This window comes from Xanthomonas sp. NCPPB 2250, assembly GCF_056725265.1.
On record NZ_CM161520.1, the window covers coordinates 3,568,778 to 3,590,432 of the forward strand.

Consider the following 21,655-nt stretch of genomic DNA (forward strand, 5'->3'; position numbering starts at 1 on the left):
CTCAGTGCCCGGGATGGGTGGCGATGGCGTGGTCGATGACCTTCAGCGCGGCCTCGCGCTCGGCGCCTTCCAGCACCAGCCGCGGCGCGCGCACGCGCTCGCTGCCCAGGCCGACCTTCTCCTGCACCAGCTTGATCAGCTGCACGAACTTGGGCACGGTGTCCAGGCGCAGCAGCGGCAGGAACCAGTCGTACAGCGCCTTGGCCGCCGGGTAGCCGCCGTCGCGGGCCAGCTCGAACAGCTTCACCGACTCCTTCGGGTAGGCGTTGACCAGGCCGGCGATCCAGCCCTTGGCGCCCATGCTCAGGCCTTCGACGATCGCATCGTCCATGCCCACCAGCAGCACCAGGCGGTCGCCGAGCAGCTCGCCCAGCGCGGCGAAGCGGCGCACGTCGCCGGAGGATTCCTTGACCGCCTGCAGGTTCGGGAATTCGGCGGCCAGCTCGGCGATCTGTGCCGGGCTGAAATCGGTCTTGTAGGCGATCGGGTTGTTGTACAGGATCGCCGGCAGGTCGGTGGCGGCGATCACCGCGCGCATGTGCGCGCCCATCTCGCGCCAGTCGGTGGAATACACGTACGGCGGCAGCACCATGAGGCCACCGCAGCCGACCTGCTTGGCCGCCTGCGCCAGGCGCACGGCCTCGTCGGTGGACAGCGCGGCGATGCCCGGCACCACCGGGATGCGGCCGTCGACCGCCTGCACCAGGGTCTTCAGGATCGCCAGCTTGTCGTCGAAGCTCAGCGTGGCCGCTTCGCCCAGCGAACCCAGCGGCACGATCGCGGTGCAGCCGGCGTCGATCATGAGCTGCGCATGCTTGGCCAGGAACGCGTGGTCGATGCTGCCGTCGGCGTTGAACGGGGTGGTGATGGCCGGCAGCACGCCGTACCAGAAGGAAGCCTTGCTCATGGATGTACACCTTGTGGAGAGTTGCGAAGGGATGCCGCGCGCGACGGCGCGGCGCAAGCGGTGTCCGGACCGGGGTCCGGACAGGGATGGGCCAGCGCATCCAGCCGCGCCGGGAACAGCGGCGGCCGGCGGCCGTCGTCGGAGAAATCGGCGGCGCGCGCGGCCAGGCCCAATTCGGTGAGCGCGCTGCCGCAGATGCGGCCCTGGCAGGCGCCCATGCCGCAGCGCGAGGCCAGCTTGGCGTCGCGCAGGTCGGCATGGCCCTGCAGCGCGGACAGCGGCACATCCTCGCAGCGGCACACCAGCGTGTCCGGCGCGGCCAACGCATGGATGCGCGGGTCCAGCGCGAACTGGCGCTGCAGCAGTTCAGCGAAGGCGCGCGCACGTCGTCGCTGCGACTGCAGCGCCTGCGCAGCGGCGTCCTGACCGGCGGCCAGGTGGCCGGCGATCGCACCTTCCACCCGCGCGCAATCGCGCCCGCCGATGCCCAGCGCCTCGCCGGCGGCGTAGACGCCGTCGACGCTGGTGCGCAGTTGCGCGTCCACCGCCACGCACGGATGCGTGCCGCTGCGGCCTAGGCGGCAGCCCAGCAGTTGCGCCAGTTCCACGTTCGGCACCAGGCCGTAGCCCACCGCCAGATGATCGCAGGCGAGACGGCGGCGACCGCGCGGGCCGTCGAGTTCCACCTCCTGCACTCGGCCCTCGCCGTACGCGGCAAGCACCACGCTGCCGGCGTGGTAGCCGACCCCGGCCAGTTGCGTGCGCAGCGCCAGCGCCTGCAGCGCCTTGTCCGGCCAGCGCAGCGGCAGCTGCGCGGCGAACGCGGCCAGCGCGCGCCACGGTGCCTGTTCGACGATGCCCAGCACCTGCGCGCCGTGGCGCTGCAGCGTCGCCGCCGAGGCCAGCAGCAACGGCCCGCTGCCGGCGACCAGCACGCGCCGTCCGCGCAGCGGCCAGCCCTGCTTGGCCAGCGCCTGGGCGCCACCGGCGCCGGTCACCCCGGGCAGGGTCCAGCCAGGGAACGGCAACAGCAATTCGCGCGCGCCGGTGGCCAGCACCAGCGCGTCGTAGCCCAGCCAGCGCGGGCCATCGGGGCCATCGGTGAGCAGTTGCCGGTCCTGCGCCAGCAGCACCTGGGTCTGCGGCAGGAAGGTCACCGCGCTCGCCGCCAGTTGCGCCAGCGTGCGCGCGGCCAGGCGCGGCGGCGCCTGGGCCACCTCGTGGCGCCAGATCTGGCCGCCGGCACGCGCCTGCAGATCGACCAGGCCGACGCGGCGGCCATGCCCGGCCGCGGCCAGCGCCGCCGCCAGCCCGGCCGGGCCGGCGCCGATCACCAGCACGTCGTAGCGGGCGCGCGGCTCAGCCATCGGTCCACACCTGCATGCCGTCGCGCGCCGGGGTGATGCAGGCGCGCAACTGGCCGACGCGGTCGATGCGTACCCGGCACTCGGCGCACACGCCCATGCCGCACAGCGGCGCGCGCGGTTGGCCGCTGCGCGAGCGGCGGAAATGCGTGGCCACCTGCGCCACCGCCGCGGCCACGCTGCTGCCGTCGAGCACTTCGACATCGCGGCCGTCGACCTGCAGGCGCAGCATGCGCGCGCTCATGCCAGCGCCCGCGCCGGCGCGTACGGCGCCGCGTCGATGGCCGTGGGCCGCTGCAGCAACTGGTCCAGCAGCAGGCGCGCACTGCCCAGCGCCGTCGTCACGCCCAGGCCCTCGTGGCCGGCCGCGACCCACACGTCGCGCCGCTCCGGCACCGCGCCCAGGTACGGACGCCCGTCCGGCGTGGCCGGACGCAGGCCGGTCCACACCCGGATCGCCTGCAGTTGCCGCAGGCCCGGCAGGAACGCGAAGGCGCGCTCCAGCATGCGCTGCAGCATCGGCATCGACACCGTGCGGTCGGTCGCGTCGAATTCGCGCGAGGAGCCGATCAGAATCTGCCCGGTCGGCCGCGGCTGCACGTTGAACGCCACGCTGCTGCCGTCGCTGCCGTGCGCGCTGTCGGCATAGCCCAGTTCCAGCAATTGATGGGCGACGAAGCCCGGATAGCGGTCGGTGATCACCAACTGCCCCTTGCGCGCGCGCATCGGCAGTTCCGGCAACAGCTCCGGCAATGCGCAGCCGGTGGCGACCAGCACCGGACCGTGCAGCGTGCTGCCATCGTCCAGCCGCACACCGCTATCAGCCAGCGCAGTGGCGCGGCGCCCGGCGTACAGCTGCGCACCGGCGGCGCAGGCACGCTCGACCAGGTAGCGCGCCATCCGCGGCGGATACACTACCGCCTCGGCGGCCACGCGCATGCCGCCGGCCAGGCCCGGCACCAACGCCGGCTCCAGTTGGTACAAACGCTGCGCATCGAGCGCTTCGGCGTGCACGCCGGCCGCGGCCAGGCGCTGGATCTTGGCCGGAATCGCCTCCAGTTCGCGCGCCTCGCGCGCCACCCACAGCGTGCCGCAGCGACTGAACTCCGCCTCGGGCAGCGGCGCGAATTCTTCCCACAGACGCAGCGAGTACGCCGACAGCGCCAGTTCCGCCGGATCGTCGTCCATCGCCACCAGGTGCCCCATCGCCGCGGCGGTGGAACCGCCGCCGATGCTGCCCGACTCGACGATCGCCACGCGCAGGCCGGCGGCCGCCGCCGCATCGGCGCAGGCCGCGCCGACGATGCCGGCGCCGACGACGATCAGGTCGAAACCGCTCATGCGGCGTCGATGCCCCAGGCGAACGGATCCTGCGGATCGATCAGCAACTGCGCGCGCGCAGTGATGTAGGCCTGCCCGGTGATGCGCGGCAGCACGCCGCGGGTGCCGGCCGCATAGCTGCCCTCGAACACGCTGCCGAGGATGCCCTGCTGCCGCCACACCTGCCCCGCCGCCAGCTTGCCGTCGGCGGCCAGGCACGCCAGCTTGGCGCTGGTGCCGGTCCCGCACGGCGACCGGTCGTAGGCCAGGCCCGGGCACAGCACGAAGTTGCGCGCGTCGGCGCTGGCGTCCGGCGCCGGCCCGTTGATCTCGATGTGGTCGATCTCGCCGCCGTCGGCACCGCGGATGCCCGCCGCCTCCAGCGCCAGCCGCACCGCCTCGGTGTAGGCGGTCAGCGCGCGCTGATGGCGCAGTTCCAGCGCGCACGGGGTCTGTTCGGTGATGAAGAACCAGTTGCCGCCCCAGGCGACGTCGCCGCGCACCCGCCCGTACTCGGGCACCTGCACTTCGATGCCGGTGGCATGGCGATAGCTCTCGACGTTGTCGACCGAGACGCGGCCGTCGGCGTGCAGTTCCACGCCGACCGTGCCCACCGGCGTCTCGATGCGGTGCGTGCCTGCGCTCAGGCGGCCCAGTTCGGCCAGCGTGCGCACCAGGCCGATGGTGCCGTGGCCGCACATGCCCAGGTAGCCGACGTTGTTGAAGAAGATCACCGCCGCGCAGGCATCGGCGGCCACCGGCGGCAGCAGCAGCGCGCCGACCATGGTGTCCGAGCCGCGCGGCTCGCAGGCGATGGCGCTGCGCCAGCGGTCGAAGCGCGTGCGGAACAGCTCACGGCGCTCGGCCAGGGAACCGGTTCCCAGATCGGGGAAGCCGGAGACGACGACACGGGTCGGTTCGCCGGCGCTGTGCGAGTCGATGACATCGAGTGTATGCATGGGGCCATGCTCACATTCGGCACCGCCGCCGGCTAGCAGCGTTTGCCTGTCGCCAATGCGGAAGTTCGCACAACCCGGCGACGCCCCAGGGCGTCGACTTAGGCTAGCATCGGCATTCAGGGGACGCGCGACGGCGCGCCCGCACCGCCGCCCACTCCCGCAGGTGAACGCCATGGACACTCTGATTTCGGCACTGGAACTGCAGACGCTGTTCGACGCCCTGCCGGACGTGGTGTTCTTCGTGAAGGACCGCGACGGCCGCTACACCCACGTCAACCTGACCCTGGTGCGGCGGCTGGGCAAGAAGTACCGCGCCGACCTGATCGGCAAGTCGGCCGCGGACGTGTTCCCGCTGCCGCTGGGCGGCAGCTACCTGATGCAGGACCGGCGCGTGCTGTGCGGCGAAGTGATCGAGAACCAGTTGGAGGTGCACCTGTTCCCGAACCGCACCCCGGGCTGGTGCCTGACCTTCAAGCGCCCGCTGTGCGAGGGCGAGGAGGTGATCGGCGTGGTCGGCATCTCCCGCGACCTGGGCCAGCCGGACAGCCGCCATTCCGCCTACGAGCGCATCAGCCGCGCCATGGAGCACATGCAGGCGCACTACGGCGACAACCTGCGCGTGCAGACCCTGGCCGACCTGGCCGAGCTGTCGGTGGCGCAACTGGAGCGGCACTTCCGCCGCGTGTTCCAGCTGACCCCGCAGCAACTGCTGACCAAGATGCGCATCGAAGCCGCAATGCGCCTGCTGCACGGCGACGACAGCATCGCCAGCATCGGCCAGCTGTGCGGCTTCGCCGACCAGAGCGCCTTCGCCCGCCAGTTCAAGGCCACCGTCGGCATGACCCCGCGCGACTACCGGTCGATGAAGGGCAAGCTGTGAGGGGCCGGGAGTGGGGATTCGGGATTGGTTGCTGAATGCGGGCGTTGAGATGGCTGAGCTGCGGAGGCGATAGCCGCGCATGAGAGGCTTCCGCGGTTTAGCCCCTCTCCCCCCCGGGAGAGGGGTTGGGGTGAGGGTCCGGCGCAGCCATTGCGTCGAACCACCATGACAAATCCGCGCTTGCCCTCAGAGGCTGGCTTCACCGGGAGCGCCCGATCACGACTGAAGAAACGCGCCTACCTACGCAAACGCGTTCACGACCACAAATCCCGTCCCGCCAACCACCCCCAGCGTGCTACCACTGCACCGGCCGCTCAGGTCGCAAGTGGTAGCATTCTTCGTTTCCGGTCCACGCGTCATCCATGGTCAGCCTATTCCGCCGCAACAAGCCCCAGGACAACGCCGGCGAGAGCCGCACGCAGCGCTACAGCATCGAGGAACTGGCCGCCGCCTTCCCCAAGCCGGCAAGCGCCGAACCCGCTGCGCCTGCGCCGTCGGCGCCGCCCGTCGCTGAGACAGCGCCCGCCGCTCCCGCACCCGCCGCCACCCCGGAGCCGACGCCCGCGCCGGTCGCCGAACGCAACGTGCAGGCGCCCGCCCCGGTCGCGGTCCCGCAGCCGCAACCCGCGCCGCTACCGCCCACAGCGCCCACGCCCCCGCCGCAGGCCTATGTGCCGACGCCGGCCGCTGCGCCGGCGCCGAGCGTGCCGCAGCCGACGCCCGCCCCCGCCCAGCCGCCCGTCGCGGTGTCCGTGCCTGCCACCGACGCCGACCTGGTGCGCAGTGATGCCCTACCCGCCGCGCCGGCCGGCAAGCCCGGCTGGCGCGAGCGTCTGCGCAACAGCAGCTTCGCGCGCAGCGTCGGCAGCCTGTTCTCGCGCAACCCCAAGCTCGACGACGACCTGCTCGACGAGATCGAGACCGCGCTGATCACCGCCGACGTCGGCATCCCCGCCACCACCGCGCTGATCGAGAGCCTGCGCAAGCGCATGAAGGCGCGCGAGTTCGCCGATGCCAGGGCGCTGCAGCAGGCGCTGCGCGCCGACCTGCTGGCGATCCTACAGCCGGTGGCCAAGCCGCTGCAGATCGACCGCAACGCCAAGCCTTTCGTGGTGCTGACCGTCGGCGTCAACGGCGTCGGCAAGACCACTACCATCGGCAAGCTGGCCAAGCGCTTCAAGGACGAGGGCCACAGCCTGATGCTGGCCGCCGGCGACACCTTCCGCGCCGCCGCGGTGGCGCAGTTGCAGGCCTGGGGCGAGCGCAATGGCGTGAGCGTGATCGCGCAGGGCCAGAACGCCGACGCCGCCTCGGTGGCCTTCGACGCGCTGCAGGCCGGCAAGGCGCGCGGCACCGAGGTGTTGATCGCCGACACGGCCGGCCGCCTGCACACCCAGACCGGGCTGATGAACGAACTGGGCAAGATCCGCCGCGTGCTCGGCAAGCTCGACCCCAGCGCCCCGCACGAGGTGTTGATGGTCATCGACGGCACCACCGGCCAGAACGCGCTGTCGCAGCTGCGCCAGTTCCACGCCGCGGTCGGCGTCACCGGCCTGGTGGTGACCAAGCTCGACGGCACCGCCAAGGGCGGCGTGGTGTTCGCCCTGGCCCGCGAGTTCGGCATCCCGATCCGCTTCGCCGGCATCGGCGAACGCCCCGAAGACCTGCGCGTCTTCGATGCCGAAGCCTTCGTCGACGCGTTGCTGCCAGAGGCATTGGGCGGCTGACGCAAAGCCCCTCTCCCACCGGGGCGACAGGGCACGGCTTGCGCGCCACTGGCGCGCGTGCCCTGGAGCGCCCGCGCCGCAAGCGCGGGCCGGGGCGCGGAGCGGGGGTTGGGGTGAGGGTGCGGCGCGAAGCGTCTCGCGGAATCAAGTCCACCAGGCTTCGCCCGTACCCTCATCCGGCCCTTCGGGCCACCTTCTCCCGAGGGGAGAAGGAATAGCCGTACCCTCATCCGCCCCTTCGGGGCACCTTCTCCCGAGGGGAGAAGGAACTTTGAAGCCAGCATGCGCCAGCCTCCTGACACCTTCCCCGCCCGCCTGCTCGCCTGGTTCGACCGCCACGGACGCCACGACCTGCCCTGGCAGCATCCGCGCAGCCCGTACCGGGTGTGGCTGTCGGAGATCATGCTGCAGCAGACCCAGGTGGCGGTGGTCATCCCCTACTTCCTGCGCTTCCTGCAGCACTTCCCGACCCTGCCGGCGCTGGCCGCCGCCGACAACGACGCGGTAATGGCGCAATGGGCCGGGCTCGGCTACTACGCCCGCGCGCGCAACCTGCATGCCGCCGCCAAGCGCTGCGTGGAAGTGCACGGCGGCGACCTGCCGCGCGATTTCGAAGCCCTGCATGCGCTGCCCGGCATCGGCCGCAGCACCGCCGGCGCGATCCTCAGCCAGGCCTGGAACGACCCTTTCCCGATCCTCGACGGCAACGTCAAGCGCGTGCTGACCCGCTACCACGGTATCGCCGGCTACCCCGGCCTGCCGGCGGTGGAAAAGCCGCTGTGGACGCTCGCGCAGTCGCATGTGGACGCAGTGCCCGACGGGCGCATGGCCGACTACACCCAGGCGCAGATGGATTTCGGCGCCACCCTGTGCACCCGCGCCAACCCGGTCTGCGTGCTGTGCCCGCTGCAGGACGACTGCGTGGCACGCCGCGACGGCCTGGTCGAGGCGCTGCCCACGCCCAAGCCGGGCAAGACCCTGCCCGAGCGCGAGGCGCTGGCGCTGCTGCTGGAGAACGCCGCCGGCGAGCTGCTGCTGCAGCGGCGTCCGCCGACCGGCATCTGGGCCTCGCTGTGGACCCTGCCGCAGGCCGAGACCGACAGCGAACTGCGCGCCTGGTACGCGCGCTGGATGCGCGGGCGCGCCTACGACGACGCCGAAGCGCTGCCGCCGATCGTACACACCTTCAGCCATTACCGCCTGCATCTGCAGCCGCTGCGCCTGCGCAAGGTCGCCATGGGCGATGCGCTGGGCGACAATGGCGACCTGCGCTGGGTGGCGCGCGCCGACCTGTCGACGCTGGGCCTGCCCGCACCGATCCGCAAACTGCTCGACGGCCTCTAGCGCGCCAGCGCGCGCCGCCGCACGCACCGCCAGGAATTGCCATGTCCCGCACCGTCTTCTGCCAGTACCAGCAACGCGACGCCGAAGGGCTCGACTACGTGCCGTATCCCGGCGAGCTCGGCAAGCGCGTGTTCGCGCACATCGGCAAGGCCGGCTGGCAGGCCTGGCTGGCGCACCAGACCATGCTGATCAACGAGAACCGGCTGTCGCCGCGCGACCCCAAGCACCGCGCGTTCCTGGAAGCGGAACTGGAAAAGTTCCTGTTCCAGGGCGGCGCTGACAAGCCCGACGGCTACGTGGCACCCGACCAGGCCTCCTGAGCACCACCGCGTCGTCGCGTCACAGGCGCACACCGACGTTCAGCACCGCCAAGCGCCTGCGTTCGTCGCGCCTCACCCGACCTCGTAGGAGCGGCTTCAGCCGCGACAGGGCCTTACCGGTAACACCCGTCGCGGCTGAAGCCGCTCCTACGCGTGCGCCCTGGGGCTATTTGGCCTTGCCGCACACCGCATGCAGCCGCACCAAACGCGACAGGCTGCACCAGCAATCGACGGTGCGACATCACACTAGCCGAACCACCGCGCGCGCCGCCTCGCGAATCCCGAATCCCGGCACTACGTCAGCCACCAGGCGCCTGCTGCGCCCGCTCCTGCACCTTGGCCTCGCGCAGTTCCTTCTCCGAGGTGCGCAGCGCCTTGACGTCGAGCGGGCGGATGCTGTCGATGCGGCACGGCAGGCGAATCGCGGCGGGGCCGCCGCCGAGCACCAGCACGTCGTCGAACTTCGCCGAGACCTGGCTGCCGAAATGGGTGATGGCGATGCTGGGGGCGAAATCCAGATCCTGGCAGGTGCCGGCGAATTCCAGCAGATAGGCCTGGTTCGGGCGCGTCCACACCGCCAGCGCGCTGTCGCCGAGTGCGGTCCAGCCGCTGAGACGGTTGAAGTACTGGAAGTCGCGCACCGGCGCACCGGCGTGGGCGCGGTACAGGGTCAGACGCTCGTCGTCGCTGAGCCGGTTGGTGGCGCAGCCGGCCAGCACGGCCGTGGCGACGAGGGAGGACAGCAGCAGGCGTTTCATGGCAGTGCTCCTGATGGTGTGGAGCGCATCATGCGCCCGCCGCCGTGCACGCGAGCGTGGATGCGCGCGAGGCGTTCAGCGACAAGGCAGCCAGCGAGTGCGACGAAGGCAGCGCTTACTGCGAAGCACCACGCGCGGACTCGCAGAAGCGCTGCCGGTACTCCAGCGCCTTGGGCATCAGCGCCTGCAGGTTCTGGATGCGGGTGCCCGGATTGGGATGGGTGGAGGCGAACTCCGGCGGCGCCTGGCCACCGCTGCTGGCGCTCATCCGTTCCCACAACGGCACCGCCTCGCGCGGGTCGAAACAGGCCGCCGCGGCCAGCATCAGGCCCACTTCGTCGGCCTGGGTCTCGTGGCTGCGCGCGTACGGCAGCAGGTAGCCATAGCCCATCGCCGCCATCGCCATCTGCTGCTGTTGCGGATCCAGGCCGCCGGCGGCGCCGGCCATCTGCCCGATCTGGGTCAGCTTCTGCTGGGCCATGCGCTGCGCGCCATGCCGCAGCAGCGCATGCGCGATCTCGTGGCCCATCACCACCGCCATCGCGTCGGCGTTCCTGGCCACCGGCAGCAGCCCGGTGTAGACCGCCATCTTGCCGCCGGGCAGGCAGAACGCATTGGCCTGGTCGGACTCGATCACGTTGACGTCCCAGTCGAAGCCCCGCGCGTAATGCCTGGCCTGCATGCCGTGCTCGGCGGCCAGCGCGTCCTCGACCACATCGACCTTGGCGATCAGCCGCTGCGCGATCGCACGCACCTGCTGCGCCACCTGCGACTGCGGATCGACCGGATGTTCCTGCGCCAGGATCTCCTGGTACGCCTGCAGACCCAGCGCCTTCTCGTCCTCCACATTCAACGAGCGGTCGATCAGCACCTGCTCGCCGGTGTACGGATCCTCGCTGCGGTTGGAGAACCAGTAGAACCCGGCATACACGGCAAAGCCCAGCAGTACCAGCCAACGCACCCCGCCCAGCGGTCCACGGCGGCCGCCGCCCGGTTCGCCGCCCTGGCGGCCGAAGACTTGGTTCATCGCACTCCCCCTCGCTGACTGGTGAGGCAATCTAGCGCCGGTCCCGGCGCGACGGCGTCAAATGCCGCGCACCAGGCGGAAGCCGACGCGTGCGCTGGTGCTGTCCGAGTCCTGCATCAGCCGCCAGGCCGCGCGGGTCTGCTCCGGCGCATTGGCCCAGTTGCCGCCGCGCACCACCCGCGAGCGGCAGCCCGGGTTGTACCAGGCGGCGCCGTCGGCCGGCGCGCGGCGATAGCTGGCGTGCCAGCAGTCGGCGACCCACTCGCTGAGGTTGCCGGCCATGTCGTGCAGGCCCCAGGCGTTGGCGGAAAAACTGGCGACCGGGGCCGGGCCCCAGAAGCCGTCGGTGTAGCCGACGAAGGCGTTGCGCCAGTGTCGCCCGCTGGGCGAGACGTCGCCGCCGCCGGTGAAGTTGCCGCTGCCGCGCGGCGGCGTGCCGGCGTTGCCCCAGGGATAGCGGCCGCGACCGCCGGCGCGCAGGGCGTATTCGAACTCGGCCTCGCTGGGCAGCCGGTAGTGCCGCCCGGTCTGCTGCGACAGCCAGGCCGCATAGGCCTCGGCGTCGCGCACGCTGACGTGCATCACCGGGCTGTTCGGCGCCGCCCGCGCGCCCTGGTAGTCGGACTGCCAGTCCACGCCGTTGCGGCGCACGAAGTTGCCGCTGCGTTCGTCGTAGACGGTTGAATGGCCGCGGCGGGTGGCGCGCGGACGCGCATTGGTGGCCTCCACGAAACGGCGGAACTCGGCCACGGTGACCTCGGTGATCGACATGGCGAAACCGCGGTCGAAGCGTACGTAATGCTGCGGCATTTCCGCCGGCGAGGCGCCGGGTTCGGTCTCGGCCGCGCCCATGCGGAAGCCGCCATGCGGCACCACGATCATCTGCGGGCCGCGCCCGCCGTCGTGCATGCCGTCGGTGAACACCTGGCCGGGGCGGAAGCTGCCGTAGTGGGTGGCCAGGTCGATGCGTTCGCGCAGCATCGCCGCCACCGGGTCGCCGGGATCGGCGATGCGCAGCACGTCGCCCAGGCGCTCGCGCGCCGACTTCAATCCGGCCGGGGTGGACAGATCGCGCAGGCCGGCATCGCGCAAGGCGGCGATGCGCGCCACCCGCACCTGCTCCACGCGCTCGCGCGCGTCGTGCACCGTGGGCGCGTCCTCGCGCACCCGCGCCGCGCGCGCCAGCCAACTGCCGGCGGCGGCGAAATCCGAGGCCGCCGCGGCCGTCTCGGCGCGACGGATCAGCGCGCTTTCCACCGCCGCCACGCCCTGCCGCGCGCGCGCATCGTCCGCATCCAGCAGCAACGCCTCGCGGAAATTGGCCAGGGCACCGTTGCCGTCCTCGCCCAGGCGGCCGCCGCGCAGGTCGTCCTCGCCGGCGCGGTTGTAGGCCAGCACTCGCGACGCGGTCTCCACCCGCTGCTGCAGGCGCCGCACCGCCGGGTCCTCGGCATCCAGCCACAGCGCCACCATGGCGATGCGCGCGGCCTGCTCGAGCGTGCGTTCGGAAGGATCCGGATCGCCCAACGCCTGCGCACCGAGCTGCAGCAACCGCCGTCGCGCCTTGCGCAGGCCGTCCTGGGCGACGCGATCGTTCGGCGCCAGGCTGCGGATCGCCAGGTACAGCGGAATCGCCGACTGCGCATCCTCGAACAGGCGATCCTCGGCGAGCGCGCGCGCCGCCTGGCGCCGCGCCTGCGGCAGGCCGCTGCGCGTCAGGCTCGGCAACAGCGGCTGCCAGCGCGCCACGGTCTCGGCGGCATCCTCGCCGCCGATGGTCACGCTGGGCGCCTGCACCGGCTTGGCCGGCGCCGACTGCGCCGTAGCGGTGGCGGTGGCGGTGGCAGCGGCGGTCGCAGGCGCGGTCTCGGCGGCCGGCGCCGACGGCTGCCGCGCACAGCCGACCAGCGCTGCCGCAAGCATGCTCCAGACCATCACAACGCCGCTGCTGCGCACTTTTCCTCCGAACCATGGTCCTGGCGACGCCGCCCCACCCGGCGCGCCGTGCGGCCGGCGGAGCGACGTTAGGCTATTCTCGCCTGCCTGAGCAAACCCTGCAGTCAACGGAAATCACGTGCCTTATTGGATCAAGCAACCCGCCGAGCTGAGCGAACGGCTGGCGCAGCGGCCGGCCCGCATCGGCCTGGACACCGAATTCGTCCGCGAACGGACCTACTGGCCGCAACTGGCGCTGGTGCAGATGGCGGTGGGCGACGAAATCCTGCTGATCGACCCGCTGATCCCGGGCATGCCGCAGGCACTGGCGCCGTGGCTGAGCGACCCGGGCATCCTCAAGATCATGCACAGCGCCAGCGAAGACCTGGTCGCCTTCAAGTGCGCCTGCGGCACCCTGCCGCGGCCGCTGTTCGACACCCAGATCGCCGCCGGTCTGGCCGGGCTCGGCGCCGGCATGGGCTACCAGAAGCTGGTGCTGGAGATCACCGGCGTGCACCTGGCCAAGGGCGAGACCCGCTCGGACTGGCTGCGCCGCCCGCTGTCGCCGGCGCAGCTGGAGTACGCCGCCGACGACGTGCGCCATCTGTTCGCGCTGCACGACCACCTGCAGGCGCGGTTGCAGACCCTGGAGCGCGGCGACTGGCTGCACGAGGACGGCGAACGCCTGCTCGGCACCGTCGAGCACGACGACGGCGAACGCTGGCCGCACCTGGGCATGCGCTCGGCGCAGTTCATGGACCGCCCGGCGCAACTGCGCCTGCTGCGCCTGTTGCGCTGGCGCGACGCGCAGGCCCGGCACAGCGACAAACCGCGCAGCTGGATCCTGGACAACGAACTGGCCGCCACCCTGGCGCGCTTCCCGCCGCAGGACCAACCGGCCATGCTGGCGCTGTTCGACAAACACCCCAAGGCGCCGCGCAAGCTCAGCGATGCGCTGTGGCAGGCGCTGACCACCCCACTGGCCGACGAAACCGACGCCCCGCAGGCGCTGGCCGCCAGCGACGACAACAAGGCCGCGCTGAAGCGGCTGCAGGACGCGGTGGCCGCACGCAGCGCCGAACTCGGCCTGCCCGACGGCCTGCTGGCCTCGCGCAAGCATCTGGAAGCCCTGCTGGAAAGCGCGCAATGGCCGGCACCGCTGGCGGGCTGGCGCCGGCGCGAACTGGAACCGCGGCTGCAGCCGCTGCTGGCGGCCACGCGCTGAGCGGGCGCGGCCGGGCCGATCGCGCCGCCCCGTCGGCGCAGCGCGATCGGGGCAACGATCGGGTATAAAAAAAGGCCAGGAATTCCTGGCCTTTTTTCGTTCGCTCAATACTTGAAGAGCGGGAACTTCAGATCCGGATGGCGCGCCTTCCATTCGTTGTAGGCAGCGGTGCCTTCCCAGGCGGCGAATGCCTTCGGCGTACGACCGCGGCCGGACCAGGTTTCGCCGGTGTGCGGCAACTGGTACTTCGGCTTGACCTCGCTGCGGCCGCCGGCGGACTTGCTGCTGGCCGGCTTGGGCGCTGCGCTGGTCACGTACGCGGCGATCTCGTTGCGCTGCTTGGCGCTGAAGAACTCGGCGAACTGCTCCAGCAGCGACAGCACGTTGGCATGCGCCGCATTGGTTTCGCCCTCGCGCGCCTGCCGCTCCTGCTCTTCCAGCTTGCGCATTTCTTCCTGCAGCTTGGCCTTGGCTTCGGCGATCTGTTGCAAGTTGCGAACTTCCGTCATGTGTAAAAGACCTGTCTTTAGTAAAAAGTGTGAAGCGGACGGTATATTTCGTCCGGAACGAAATCACCGCAGGGGATTTCGGCCGTCGAGTATATCGACTCCATGCGAGCGCTGTAGACAAAAGGCGAACACGTTTCCCGGCACGAGCGGCCCCCTGCCCCGGCGCCGCCGATGTTGCACTGCCCCCTTGGCACGCGGCCCCGTGCCCAGTTACACTACGCGTCTGATGTGGGGCGGTAGCTCAGCTGGGAGAGCGTCGCGTTCGCAATGCGAAGGTCGAGGGTTCGATCCCCTTCCGCTCCACCATCTTTCCGTCCTAGACGGTGCAAACGAGGCCAGAAAGCCCTGCGACACAAGGCTTTCCGGCCTTTTTTGTTTCCGAGGCAGTCTAGCCGAGACCGCGCAAATCCGGCGGTAGCTGACGGTAATTTTGGCGGTAGCAAGGGCATCCCCTACCCTGTTACCGTCAAGGAGCCGCCCAATGCCTCTCACCGATACCGCCATCCGTAAAGCGAAACCCGCCGCCACGCCTCAGAAGCTGCGCGACGGCAACGGCCTGTATCTGCTGCTACGACCCGACGGCGCACGCTGGTGGCGCTACGACTATCGCCGCCCGGTCACTGGCAAGCGCAACACCCTGTCGTTCGGCACCTATCCGGAAGTGAGCCTCACGGACGCGCGAGAGCGACTGGCGGAAGCGCGCCGCCTACTTGCGGCCAAGATCGACCCCGGCGAACAGCGGAAGGCCGTCAAGGCCGCTGGCGAGGCCGCCGCCGCGAACAGCTTCGAGGTCGTCGCCCGAGAGTGGTTCGCCAAGCAGCAGAAGGATTGGAGTACCCAGTACTCGGACAAGATCATCCGCCGCTTGCAGAGCGACATCTTTCCCTGGATCGGCAGCAGCCCCATCGCAGCCATCACCGCCCCGGAACTGCTGAAGCACCTGGAGCGGATCGAACAGCGAGGCGCCATCGAGACTGCTCATCGAGCCTTGCAGACCTGCGGCGCAGTCTTTCGGTACGCAGTGCGTACTGGCCGGGCCGAAGCCGATCCGACAGGTGCATTGAAAGGAGCGCTGACTCCCTGGCGATCCATGCCGTTCGCTGCTGCCACCACATCGGAGGAAGCGACGACCGTGCTGCGGAAGATTGACATAAGCACCAGCCGGCCAGTGGTCAGGAGTGCCCTGCGACTGGCACCGTTGCTGTTCGCCAGACCCGGCGAGCTTGTCCGCATGAGGTGGGCGGAGTTGGACCTTGACGCCGGACAGTGGCGTTACTTCGTGACCAAGACCAAGCGCACCCATATCGCCGCCCTTTCGACTCAGGCAGTGGAAATTCTGCGCGACCTACACCCCCTTACCGGACGCGGCGAGTTCGTTTTCCCTGGTGGGCGCGACCCTCGCAAGCACATGTCTGGCAATGCCATTTTAGTGGCAGCGCGACGCTGCGGCATCGAGAAAGACGAAAGCACCATCCACGGCTTCCGACACATGGCAAGCACGCTACTGAACGAAATGGGCCGCTGGAACCCCGATGCAATCGAATCCGCCCTAACCCATAAGATGCCTGGAGTGCGCGGCATCTACAATCAAGCACAGTATTTGGACGAACGCCGCAAGATGATGCAGGCTTGGGCGGACAACCTCGACACATTGAAAGCTGACCCTGCGAACAAGGTTGTTCTCTTCAAGCACAGAGTGACGCGTGGGTAAGCTATAAGCCGTGGGCGGGGCATCTTTTCCGAGCGCCCCGCCCTTCGCCTACGCCACCAGAATCATCAAACGATTGGCTTGCTACGCATTGCTCGGTGCAGTAAGACGAACGACTCGCGAGCACGCACAAGCCCCATCCTCATTTCGGTAATGGAGTCCACGGACTTACCCATGTAGAAGGCCACATCGTCAGGCGATCCGATCATGCCTTCCAGCACCTCAAGCTGAGCCCCCGCAATGAGTGGGTTCGCCAACTTGCCGTAACTCAGGGAATCTGCAAGGCTCTTGAGGCAGATTGCAATAAAGTAGGTTTTCTCTGCGGCATCGGCTCCCGCTTCCGCTGCGACGAAATCCGCTTTGGCTTTCACTGCTGAAGCAAGTGCCTCCACGGCATTGATACTTTGGCGGAACCGCCAGAAGCTCCACAGGTACCGCGCAAGCCAAAGACCCGCTGCGCATACCGCGACCGTTCCTATGAACTCAAGCATTGCGCCTCCTGCGGCAACGGCATCTGTATCGTTTCGGTGGCTACTGCTGACTGGGCGAACCAGTGCATTGGAACTCAACGGTCACTCGCCTTGATCCGCAGTTTCCGAATCCTCGGCGCGACAGGCATTCGGTACTCTGCGAACCAAACGGCTCTGCGCCCTTGTACCCCCAATTCCTGCACTTCTGAGTGGCAAGTTGGACGGCCTCTTGTTCGCTCAAGTCGGGACGCTGGAACTCATTGCGCTCGTACGAAAGCGCAATCACACCATCTGCGCGGCTCGCTTTGGTTACCAGCCAGTCGGCATGAGTGGCACATGCGCCGACAAGCAGTACGACAGCCGCCGCACCGCAAAACTTCAATTTCATGGTGAACCCCCTTGGCATTCGGACCCTAGTTGTACAGGGCAGTCGCAGAGCTGTCCGAGCGCTCCACCAAGGAATGATAGAAGAGCCAGGCACCTATGTCACTCATAGAGGGTGTCCTCATAGGGCGTGGTCCGATAGAGGTTGCCACCGCATCGTTCTCACATGCCAGAGAAAGCGATGCCAACCGATCCCCGTGTCCTGTTTGGGCTGCGACTTGCCGAGGTCCGTAAGGCCAAGGGACTCTCCCAGGAACGTCTTGCCTTGGAGAGCGGGTTGGCGCGTAGCTACCTGGGCGGCGTCGAGCGTGGACAGCGCAACATCGCGCTACTGAACATCTACCGCCTTGCCGAGGCGCTGGGCGTGCATCCGAGCTGCTTGCTAGAGCCAACATCCCCCACCAAAGCTCGGTAACTTCAGGTATCGGCCAATCAGGCCATATCCATAAGTCATTGATTTTTAAGGAAAACTAATTTTGGTACACCTACGGCGAAGGGACGCATCTTTCGTTGGCGCGTACCTTGGCACCCAGTATTAGCTGCCTCCTATCAGTAGCAGCAAGCTCAGGAAGCTGTGCGCGTCTCCTTTGAACACCTATTAGGAGACAACCATGAAATACGACGCGGTAATGGAACAGTTCAAACAAGCCCAAACTCGCCTGATCAAGATTGGCGAGATACGAACCCACGACGCTCTGCAACCACGTGTTGCCCGCTTGGTACCGTTCAAGGACAAAGGGCGAGCCGAGGAAAGCAGCGAGCAACATATTGCTACGCTTCGCTTGGTACTGGAAGCGGCGGAGGATAAGCAGCTTGATCCGATTTGGCTCGCCGACATTGGTAGCGCCGAGCCGGTAGAAACTGGCTTGTATGTGGTCGATGGTCACCACCGCCTGAGGGCATACCAACAAGCAGGCAGAAAGCAAGTTCCGGCTGGTGTTTTAGCCCTAGATTGGCGGACGGCCCCGGTTGTTTCCAAGCTGGTGAACTGCACTGGCAGATCGCTCGCTCTTCACAACGAGCAGCGCCGGGACGCGGCTTGGCAATACCTTGCAGATCTAACGCATCGAGGAGCTATCGAGCTTCCCAGTGTTGGGGAGTCTTTACGCTCTGTCGCCGCTCGATTTGGCATCAGCAAGAGTACGGTAAGCAGCATGCTCACCAATATGCCGCACGTCATCGCTACAGAGTTCCACACGCTGGCGATAGACCCCGGCACGGGTTGGCCGAGGTGGCGACATGTACGCGAAGCAAAGAACCCTTGGCAAACAAGCCTGCCTAGCTCGGACCAGCAGCAGCTAGACCGGGATGCAGAAAGGGTTGCGCGCCACATAGTCAAGCTCGTGGATGGCTCATCCCCAGCCGTGCGCGCCAGAGCGCTTGAGATGCTGGCGAACGACGAGGTGAGTGCCACAGATCAACTCGCATCGGTGGAGCTTCTTGCTCCCTTCAGCCCAACACGCCGCCCTGTCCCAATTAGGACACCCGCTGTCTCAGCGCAACCGGCACATCTGGACAACTGACAGCCCCAGCCTGATTTGACCGCACTGCCGGCGGGAGATGAAACAAGATTTTCGCTGCGAAATTACGCGGCAGTCACTTAAACCATCCAAGGCCCAGCCGCCCCCATGCCGCCCCCTCCGGGGAAAGCTGCCCGACGGCAGGCACCACACCAACCCAAAGGCTCGCTGCAATCTCATGCAGCGGGCCTTTCTCATTTCAAGGAAGCCATGACGACTCAACCACAGACGACACTGCCGTATCACTTCATGCGCTTGCCCGAGGTTATCGCGACCGTCGGCGTCAGCAAGTCCACGCTCTATGCCTGGGCCGCTGCGGGCAAGTTCCCGAAGCCCGTACAATTCCCCGGAGGCAACATTGCCGCTTGGGTCTCCACCGAAGTGGCCGCATGGATGAGTGCAGCGGTAGACGCACGCAATGGTACGCAGGGCCTAGCCGCATGAGTTTGGCGGTAACTATGGCGGTAACAGCGCTCACCGCGCCGGAAATACCTATTGCATTACAGTCACTTGCAGGTATTATTCGGGAGCCTTCCGCCCACCATCTTGCCGTCTTCGACGGTGCAAACGAGGTCAGACAGCCAGCAGGCTCTCTGGCCTTTTTTGTTGGCCGATCCTGGGCCTGGCCGCGCTCGATCGCGCGGGGTGCGCCATCCGCTGGCGCGCCAGGCAGTCCTTCGCCGTGGTCCTGGCGGAACGGGAAGCGGATGCACTCCGCTCCTTCGCGCCGCATCGCTCAGTCGTGCCCGTCCTGCGCCGCCTCGCCCTGGCCGGAGCGCGGGCCGCGCTCGTGCGCCTCGCGCAGCTTCTGGTCTTCCAGCCCCGGCCGCTGCTTGGCGGTGTCGTCCTGGGCACGGTCCTGCTGGCCCTCGTGGATGCCCTGCTGCTTGCCGGACTGGGTGGTCTCGTCTTTTGCCATGGTCTGCACCTCGCTGGGGCGGATGCCCGTTCGCCGCCACCCTAGCGAGGCCGCCGTGATGCATGGATCACGGCGTACCTGGTGTCACGCCGCAAGCGCCGGTGCGCCGGCCTCGGCGATGTCGTCGCTGCGCAGCAGCCGCGCGCGGTCCAGCAGGATCACCAGCCGATCCTCCAGCTTGCCCATGCCCTGCAGCAGGTCGCGGCGGATATCGCTGCCGAAGGCCGGCGGCGCCTCAATCTGCTGCGGCGGCAATTCCAGCACCTCGTTGACCGCATCCACCAGCAGGCCGAAGGACTGCGCGCCACCGCCCTCGTCGGTGGCGGCGCTGGCGATGACGATGCAACTGCGCCGGGTGACCTCGCTGGGCCCGCGGCCGAGCCGCGACTGCAGGTCCACCACCGGCACCACCGCGCCGCGCAGGTTGATCACCCCGCGCACGCAGGCCGGCATGGTCGGCACCGGAGTGGGCGGACGGTACTCGATGATCTCGTGGATGCCGGCGATGTTGAGCCCGAACAGTTCGCGGTCCAGTTGGAAGGTCAGGAACTGCCAGCCACCCTGCGGCGCGTGCTCGGCCGCGCTCTCGTAGCGATCGTTGTGCATGGTGTTCCCCTTCAGAAGTTGACGAACTGGCCTTCGTCCGGCGCATCCGCCAGCGCGTAGGCCGGCACCGGGCGCGCACGCGGGCGCAGGGCCTTGCCGGCGTTGCGCAGCGGCCGGGTGGCGGCCGGCCTCGGCGCCACCGGCGCGGCACGGCGTGGCGCGGCCAGGTCCTGTTCGCGGCTGAGGCGGAAGAATCCCATCGCCTGCTGCAGCGATTCGGCCTGGGTGCTCATCTGTTCGGCCGTCGCCGCCAGTTGCTCGGAGGCCGCCGCGTTCTGCTGCGTGGCCTGGCTGAGCTGGGACACCGCCAGGTTGATCTGGGTGACGCCGGAGGACTGCTCCTGCGAGGCCGAGGCGATCTCCTGCACCAGATCCGAGGTCTTCTTGATGCTGGGCACGATGGTGCCGAGCAGGCTGCCGGCGCGATCGGCCAAGCCCACGCTGCTGGCGGCGACCTCGCCGATCTCCTGCGCCGCCACCTGGCTGCGCTCGGCCAGCTTGCGCACTTCCGCCGCCACCACCGCAAAGCCCTTGCCGTGCTCGCCGGCGCGAGCGGCCTCGATCGCCGCGTTCAGCGCCAGCAGGTTGGTCTGGTAGGCGATGTCGTCGATGATGCCGATCTTCTGCGCGATCTGCTTCATCGCCTGGGTCGAGGCCAGCACCGCGTCGCCGCCCTCCACCGCTTCCTTGGCCGCCTGCGCCGACATGCCCTCGGTGACCTTGGCGTTGTCGGTGTTCTGCGAGATCGAGGCGGTCATCTGCTCCAGCGAGGCGCTGGTCTCCTCCACGCCGGCGGCCTGCTCGGTGGCCGCCTGGCTCAGCGACTGCGCGGTGGCGCTGACTTCCTCGGACGAACCGGCCAGCGACTGCGCGCTGGCATTGACCTCGCCCACCACCTCGGCCAGTCGCTCGACCATCGCCCGCAGCGCCACCATCGCACTGGTGCTGTCGTTGGAGCGGGTCGGCACCTGCACGGTGAGATCGCCGCGCGCGATCCGCGAGGCCACTTCCATCACCGTGCTCGGCTCGCCGCCGAGTTCGCTCATCAGCGAACGCGCGATCAGGAAGCCGATCAGCGACGCGCACAGCGCCGCGACCAGGCTGCCGACGATCAGGGTCAGGTTGGTGCGCTGCTGCAACTGCTCGGCCTCGGTGGCGCGCGCAGCGAGCAATTCACTCTCGGCGCGACGCACCTCGGACATGCGGTCGCGCATCGCGTCCATGTAGGCCTTACCCTTGGAAGCACGCACCGCAGCGGTCAGCGCCTCCATCGTCGCCTGACCATCGTTGACGTTCTTGCGCAGCGCGATCTGCGGATGCACCGCCTGGCTGAGCCATTGCGCCTGGGTCTGCTTCAGCGCGTTCAGGCGCTCCTGCTGCTTGGGGTTGTCGGCGGTCAGCTCCTGCGCCGTGCGCAGGTGGCTGTCGAAGCTGGCGACGCCGTCGCGATAAGGCTGCAGGAACGCATCCTCGCCGGTCAGCGAGAAGCCGCGCGTGCCGGTCTCGATGTTGATCAGGCTGCTGAGCGCGGCATCGACTTCGGCGATCACCTTGTAGGTGTGGGTGTTCCAGTAATTGGCCTGCGACAACGCGGACACGTTGAAGTAGGCCACGCCGGCAAGCGCCAGCAGGATGCACAGGACCACGGCGAAGCCACCGTAGAGCTTGGTTGCGATTTTGAGATTCTTCAGCACGGCACTCTCCCGACAATGGGCAGTTGTGACAACGACAGCGACACGGAACTGGCGGCGCGGCAGGCGCCGCCAGGGAATG

The 21,655-nt window shown here is 68.7% G+C and carries 22 protein-coding genes, 1 tRNA gene and 2 pseudogenes; 10 read left to right on the forward strand and 15 right to left on the reverse strand.

Annotation, left to right across the window (positions count from 1 at the left end; all coding sequences use genetic code 11):
- Position 1: 1 nt before the first annotated feature.
- Genes AC1PMG_RS14180 through AC1PMG_RS14200 form a run of 5 tightly spaced genes read right to left on the reverse strand, consistent with a single transcriptional unit; the run spans position 2 to position 4,550 of the window.
- Positions 2-907, reverse strand: a complete 906-nt coding sequence (locus AC1PMG_RS14180) for a dihydrodipicolinate synthase family protein (RefSeq protein WP_017909351.1) — start codon at positions 905-907, stop codon at positions 2-4.
- The gene (locus AC1PMG_RS14185) at positions 904-2,274 is read right to left on the reverse strand and encodes an FAD-dependent oxidoreductase (protein WP_481109320.1); all 1,371 of its coding nucleotides are present in this window, start codon (positions 2,272-2,274) and stop codon (positions 904-906) included. The genes AC1PMG_RS14180 and AC1PMG_RS14185 overlap by 4 nt, the downstream gene beginning before the upstream one ends.
- Positions 2,267-2,515 carry a (2Fe-2S)-binding protein gene (locus AC1PMG_RS14190; RefSeq protein WP_010343411.1) on the reverse strand — a complete coding sequence of 83 codons (249 nt, stop codon included), beginning with the start codon at positions 2,513-2,515 and terminating at the stop codon, positions 2,267-2,269. The genes AC1PMG_RS14185 and AC1PMG_RS14190 overlap by 8 nt, the downstream gene beginning before the upstream one ends.
- Positions 2,512-3,612 (reverse strand): NAD(P)/FAD-dependent oxidoreductase, encoded by a 1,101-nt coding sequence (locus AC1PMG_RS14195; protein WP_481109321.1) that lies wholly within the window; start codon positions 3,610-3,612, stop codon positions 2,512-2,514. The genes AC1PMG_RS14190 and AC1PMG_RS14195 overlap by 4 nt, the downstream gene beginning before the upstream one ends.
- Positions 3,609-4,550 (reverse strand): 4-hydroxyproline epimerase, encoded by a 942-nt coding sequence (locus tag AC1PMG_RS14200; RefSeq protein ID WP_481109322.1) that lies wholly within the window; start codon positions 4,548-4,550, stop codon positions 3,609-3,611. The genes AC1PMG_RS14195 and AC1PMG_RS14200 overlap by 4 nt, the downstream gene beginning before the upstream one ends.
- Before the next feature lie 172 nt (positions 4,551-4,722).
- Between AC1PMG_RS14200 and AC1PMG_RS14205 the strand changes: the two genes are divergently transcribed.
- The 4 genes from AC1PMG_RS14205 (at position 4,723) to AC1PMG_RS14220 (ending at position 8,821) form a co-directional block, all read left to right on the forward strand.
- Complete coding sequence (locus AC1PMG_RS14205; RefSeq protein ID WP_017911046.1) at positions 4,723-5,430, forward strand: AraC family transcriptional regulator; 708 nt, start codon at positions 4,723-4,725, stop codon at positions 5,428-5,430.
- A gap of 362 nt (positions 5,431-5,792) precedes the next feature.
- Positions 5,793-7,157 (forward strand): signal recognition particle-docking protein FtsY, encoded by a 1,365-nt coding sequence (ftsY, locus tag AC1PMG_RS14210; protein ID WP_481109323.1) that lies wholly within the window; start codon positions 5,793-5,795, stop codon positions 7,155-7,157.
- Between the two features lie 282 nt (positions 7,158-7,439).
- Entirely contained in the window at positions 7,440-8,501 is a 1,062-nt protein-coding gene (gene mutY / locus AC1PMG_RS14215) for an A/G-specific adenine glycosylase (protein ID WP_481109324.1), read from the forward strand.
- 41 nt (positions 8,502-8,542) lie between these two features.
- A complete protein-coding gene (locus AC1PMG_RS14220) occupies positions 8,543-8,821 on the forward strand; it encodes an oxidative damage protection protein (RefSeq protein WP_017912227.1) in 279 nt (92 codons plus the stop codon).
- 299 nt (positions 8,822-9,120) lie between these two features.
- Here the strand turns inward: AC1PMG_RS14220 and AC1PMG_RS14225 are convergent, their stop codons facing one another.
- The 3 genes from AC1PMG_RS14225 to AC1PMG_RS14235 all read right to left on the reverse strand — a co-directional run bounded on the left by AC1PMG_RS14225 (position 9,121) and on the right by AC1PMG_RS14235 (position 12,529).
- Positions 9,121-9,579, reverse strand: a complete 459-nt coding sequence (locus AC1PMG_RS14225; protein ID WP_481109325.1) for a DUF6491 family protein — start codon at positions 9,577-9,579, stop codon at positions 9,121-9,123.
- A gap of 115 nt (positions 9,580-9,694) precedes the next feature.
- Positions 9,695-10,606: a M48 family metallopeptidase gene (locus AC1PMG_RS14230; protein ID WP_481109326.1), complete on the reverse strand. Its 912-nt coding sequence runs from the start codon at positions 10,604-10,606 to the stop codon at positions 9,695-9,697.
- A gap of 57 nt (positions 10,607-10,663) precedes the next feature.
- Positions 10,664-12,529: a formylglycine-generating enzyme family protein gene (locus AC1PMG_RS14235; RefSeq protein WP_481109327.1), complete on the reverse strand. Its 1,866-nt coding sequence runs from the start codon at positions 12,527-12,529 to the stop codon at positions 10,664-10,666.
- 151 nt (positions 12,530-12,680) lie between these two features.
- Between AC1PMG_RS14235 and rnd the strand changes: the two genes are divergently transcribed.
- Positions 12,681-13,766: a ribonuclease D gene (gene rnd / locus AC1PMG_RS14240; protein ID WP_481109328.1), complete on the forward strand. Its 1,086-nt coding sequence runs from the start codon at positions 12,681-12,683 to the stop codon at positions 13,764-13,766.
- A 104-nt stretch (positions 13,767-13,870) separates the two neighbouring features.
- Here the strand turns inward: rnd and AC1PMG_RS14245 are convergent, their stop codons facing one another.
- A complete protein-coding gene (locus tag AC1PMG_RS14245) occupies positions 13,871-14,275 on the reverse strand; it encodes an H-NS histone family protein (RefSeq protein WP_010344215.1) in 405 nt (134 codons plus the stop codon).
- 230 nt (positions 14,276-14,505) lie between these two features.
- On the opposite strand from AC1PMG_RS14245, the gene AC1PMG_RS14250 reads away from it, so the two are divergent.
- Together AC1PMG_RS14250 and AC1PMG_RS14255 are read left to right on the forward strand one after the other, a co-directional pair.
- Positions 14,506-14,581 (forward strand) — tRNA-Ala (locus AC1PMG_RS14250).
- Positions 14,582-14,756: 175 nt separating this feature from the next.
- On the forward strand, positions 14,757-15,986 hold the full coding sequence (locus AC1PMG_RS14255) for a tyrosine-type recombinase/integrase (protein WP_279583837.1): 1,230 nt from the start codon (positions 14,757-14,759) through the stop codon (positions 15,984-15,986).
- A 65-nt stretch (positions 15,987-16,051) separates the two neighbouring features.
- Here AC1PMG_RS14255 and AC1PMG_RS14260 read toward each other — a convergent pair whose 3' ends face one another.
- Complete coding sequence (locus AC1PMG_RS14260; RefSeq protein WP_369939353.1) at positions 16,052-16,474, reverse strand: hypothetical protein; 423 nt, start codon at positions 16,472-16,474, stop codon at positions 16,052-16,054.
- A 40-nt stretch (positions 16,475-16,514) separates the two neighbouring features.
- Positions 16,515-16,859 carry a YecR family lipoprotein gene (yecR, locus tag AC1PMG_RS14265; protein WP_080640090.1) on the reverse strand — a complete coding sequence of 115 codons (345 nt, stop codon included), beginning with the start codon at positions 16,857-16,859 and terminating at the stop codon, positions 16,515-16,517.
- Between the two features lie 159 nt (positions 16,860-17,018).
- Here yecR and AC1PMG_RS14270 point away from each other — a divergent pair, with 159 nt between their 5' ends.
- The 3 genes from AC1PMG_RS14270 (at position 17,019) to AC1PMG_RS14280 (ending at position 18,801) form a co-directional block, all read left to right on the forward strand.
- Complete coding sequence (locus AC1PMG_RS14270) at positions 17,019-17,252, forward strand: helix-turn-helix domain-containing protein (RefSeq protein ID WP_040942302.1); 234 nt, start codon at positions 17,019-17,021, stop codon at positions 17,250-17,252.
- A gap of 196 nt (positions 17,253-17,448) precedes the next feature.
- On the forward strand, positions 17,449-18,360 hold the full coding sequence (locus tag AC1PMG_RS14275; RefSeq protein WP_369939354.1) for a ParB N-terminal domain-containing protein: 912 nt from the start codon (positions 17,449-17,451) through the stop codon (positions 18,358-18,360).
- A gap of 207 nt (positions 18,361-18,567) precedes the next feature.
- Positions 18,568-18,801, forward strand: coding sequence for a helix-turn-helix transcriptional regulator (locus AC1PMG_RS14280; RefSeq protein ID WP_011347765.1), 234 nt, complete (start codon positions 18,568-18,570; stop codon positions 18,799-18,801).
- A gap of 292 nt (positions 18,802-19,093) precedes the next feature.
- Here the strand turns inward: AC1PMG_RS14280 and AC1PMG_RS14285 are convergent, their stop codons facing one another.
- From AC1PMG_RS14285 to AC1PMG_RS14300, 4 genes and pseudogenes are all read right to left on the reverse strand, one after another.
- Entirely contained in the window at positions 19,094-19,276 is a 183-nt protein-coding gene (locus AC1PMG_RS14285) for a hypothetical protein (RefSeq protein WP_150411360.1), read from the reverse strand.
- An 84-nt stretch (positions 19,277-19,360) separates the two neighbouring features.
- Positions 19,361-19,882 (reverse strand): chemotaxis protein CheW, encoded by a 522-nt coding sequence (locus tag AC1PMG_RS14290; RefSeq protein WP_017907720.1) that lies wholly within the window; start codon positions 19,880-19,882, stop codon positions 19,361-19,363.
- Between the two features lie 11 nt (positions 19,883-19,893).
- Positions 19,894-20,811 (reverse strand): annotated as a pseudogene (locus AC1PMG_RS14295) (methyl-accepting chemotaxis protein); the annotation flags it as partial.
- A gap of 282 nt (positions 20,812-21,093) precedes the next feature.
- Positions 21,094-21,576: pseudogene (locus AC1PMG_RS14300) on the reverse strand (CHASE3 domain-containing protein); the annotation flags it as partial.
- Between the last annotated feature and the right edge of the window lie 79 nt (positions 21,577-21,655).